The organism is Streptomyces sp. KLMMK, from assembly GCF_036961605.1.
Lineage (GTDB): Bacteria > Actinomycetota > Actinomycetes > Streptomycetales > Streptomycetaceae > Streptomyces > Streptomyces telluris.
The window spans coordinates 1-2,726 of the sequence record NZ_JBAMDC010000604.1; the positions used below are offsets into that span (position 1 = coordinate 1).

Consider the following 2,726-nt stretch of genomic DNA (forward strand, 5'->3'; position numbering starts at 1 on the left):
CCAGCCGCGCCCTGCGCCGGAGACGCCCCCGTCACCGGCGACAACCCCTGTTGCGTCGACATCTGCCAGGCCGTCGTGAAGTGGCGGACCAGCAGGTCCGTCACCGCCGACGGCTGTTCCACCGGGGCCAGGTGCGACGCGCCGGGCACCACGGCCAGCTTCGCGTCGTGGATGCCCGCGACCAGGACCCGCGCGTCGGCCGGCGGGGTCGTGGTGTCCTCGGCGCCGACGATGACCAGCGCCGGCACGCTGATGCGGGTCAGCTCGGCCCGTACGTCGAAGGCGGCCAGCGCGTCGCACGAGGCGATGTAGGAGTACGTGTCGGTGGTGCCGACCATCTGCACGGCCCAGTCGACGATGGCGGGCTGGGCGCCGGAGAAGTTCGCGGTGAACCAGCGCTCGGGCGCGGAGCGGGCGACGGGGTCGAGGCCGTCCCTGCGGACCGCGGCGCCGCGCTGCCGCCAGGAGTCGGCCGTGCCGTAGCGGGCGGAGGCGGCGACGAGCGCGAGGGAGGCGAGCCGGTGCGGGTGGCGCAGGGCCAGGTCGATGCCGACGGCGGCGCTGAGCGAGCAGCCGGCGTAGCCGAAGCGGTCGACGCCGAGCGAGTCGAGCGTGGCGACGAGCCGGTCGCCGAGTTCGCCGACGGTCGGGGTGGGCGTGGCGGGGGCGCCGCCGTGGCCGGGCAGGTCGAAGCGGAGCACCCGCCAGTGCCGGGTCAGCTCGGGTATCTGGCGGTCCCACATGTGCCAGGTGGTGCCGAGTGCGGGGCCGACGACCAGGACGGGCCCGTCCTCGGGGCCGTCGGTCCGGTACTGGAGGGGCTGCGGGGTCTGCTTCTCGCTCACCCGCGCCACGCTATCCGACGGCCCGGAAGGGCGATCAGGGCGTGGTCGTGGACACCACAAAAACCCGCGGGTACTTCGGGTCGTCGAGGTTGGCCGTGATCTCCAGGGAGGGCTTGGGCTTGTCCTGGTCGACGGTGGTGCCCGCCCAGCGGTGCCCGCCGCCCAGGTCCCAGCCGACCTCGGCGGCCTCGTCCTCGTCGATGGTGACCTCGCCTTCCTCCAGCTCGGAGGCGCTGGTGCCGACGTCGGCGAGCCACTTGTCGAACTTCTCGCGCGTGGTCGTGAACTGCAGGAAGAGCGAGCTCGCCTTCCACGCGTTGGTCTCGTAGCTGGCGACGTCCTCCGCGTAGGGCGGGACGGTCACCTCGTAGAGGCGGCGCTGGAGCCGGGTGGGCCAGCCCTCCTCCAGGCCGGAGGCGGCCGCCTGCTCCTTCTTGGACTCGCTGCCGCCGCGGCTCTGCATCGCGGAGATGTAGAGGTAGCCGGCGGGGATGGCGATGAGCAGGAAGACGGCGGCGGCCTTCAGGCAGCGGCGGCGGAAGCCGCCGTCCGGCTGCCCGGGGCTGTGCGGCGGCGCCGTGCGCTCGGGGTGTTCCGTGGTGGTCATCAAGCGCGACCCGCCCTCGCGTACCGCTCGTAGCGCTCGACGCGGCGGCGGTTGGCGCGCCGGAAGCGGCGGGCGACGAGCCGGGCCAGGTCCGCGGCGCCGACCATGCCGGCCTCGGGGCCGAGCTGGGCCTTGACGATGCGGGCCTCGGGGCGGTAGCCGCGGCCGGTGAGGTGGCGGCGGAAGGCGTCCCGGGCGGGGCCGATCAGAAGGTCGTCGGCGGCGCTGACGCCGCCGCCGATGACGAAGCAGGAGGGGTCGAGGGCGGCGGCGAGGTTGGCGATGCCGACGCCGAGCCACTGGCCGATGTCCTGCAGCAGTTCCACGCACATGGCGTCGCCGGAGCGCGCCAGCTCGGTGATGAGGGGGCCGGTGATCTCGGGGATGTTGCCGCCGACGCGGTCGATGATCCCGTACGCGACGGGGGACTCGGCGGCGGCCAGCTCGCGGGCCTCGCGCACCAGGGCGTTGCCGGAGCTGTACTGCTCCCAGCAGCCGCGGTTGCCGCACGGGCAGCGGTGGCCGCCGGGGACGACCTGCATGTGGCCGAACTCGCCGGCGACGCCGAACTTGCCGCGCTTGACCTGGCCGTCCTCGAGGATCGCGCCGCCGATGCCCGTACCCAGGGTGATCATGACGAGATGGTCCTCGCCGCGGCCGGCGCCGAAGCGCCACTCCGCCCAGGCGGCGGTGTTGGCGTCGTTGTCGACCATGACGGGGACGGCGAGGCGGCCGGCGAGGCGGTCGCGCAGCGGCTCGTTGCGCCAGGACAGGTGCGGGGCGAACAGGACGCGGTTGCGGTCGGCGTCGACCCAGCCGGCCGCGCCGATGCCCACGGCGTGGACGTCGTGCCGGTCGGAGAGGTCGAGGACCAGCTCGACGATGGTGTCCTCGACGACCTTGGGGCTCTTGGACTTGTCCGGCGTCTCGGTGCGGACCTTCTCCAGGATGATGCCGTCGGCGTCGACGACGCCCGCCATCACCTTGGTGCCGCCGATGTCGATGCCGACGGTGGGGACGCGCGGAGCGGTCAGGTGCGAGCGGCGCTCGCGCGTGCCGACGGTCCGGAGCACGGTGGCCTTCGCCGCGCCCCGGTGGAGGTCGCGATACATGCTCATGACACCACCGCCACGGCGTGGAGCTGTGCGGTTCTACGGTCGCTCCGGTTGCGTGCTCGCAAGAGTCGTCGTCCCTGCGGTGGTCTCGGGAGGTCTCCGCCTCGTGGATACGGTCGTGGCCGATTGTGCCTCAAGGAAGCGTTGCGTACCGCATCG

3 protein-coding genes are annotated in these 2,726 nt (G+C 73.5%); all 3 read right to left on the bottom strand.

The window, feature by feature from the left end; genetic code table 11:
• Positions 1-854: alpha/beta fold hydrolase (locus tag V7793_RS36145; protein ID WP_443058078.1), on the bottom strand; the 854-nt coding region annotated here is incomplete at its 3' end.
• 25 nt (positions 855-879) lie between these two features.
• Positions 880-1,452 (bottom strand): hypothetical protein, encoded by a 573-nt coding sequence (locus V7793_RS36150; RefSeq protein WP_336013915.1) that lies wholly within the window; start codon positions 1,450-1,452, stop codon positions 880-882.
• Positions 1,452-2,570 carry an ROK family glucokinase gene (locus tag V7793_RS36155; RefSeq protein ID WP_336013916.1) on the bottom strand — a complete coding sequence of 373 codons (1,119 nt, stop codon included), beginning with the start codon at positions 2,568-2,570 and terminating at the stop codon, positions 1,452-1,454. Before V7793_RS36155 ends, V7793_RS36150 begins: the two co-directional genes overlap by 1 nt.
• Positions 2,571-2,726: the final 156 nt, after the last annotated feature.

Excerpts from the sequence above, each read along its gene's own strand:
- V7793_RS36150 (WP_336013915.1), bottom strand. The coding sequence starts at position 1,452 with ATGACCACCACGGAACACCCCGAGCGCACGGCGCCGCCGCACAGCCCC.
- V7793_RS36155 (WP_336013916.1), bottom strand. The coding sequence starts at position 2,570 with ATGAGCATGTATCGCGACCTCCACCGGGGCGCGGCGAAGGCCACCGTG.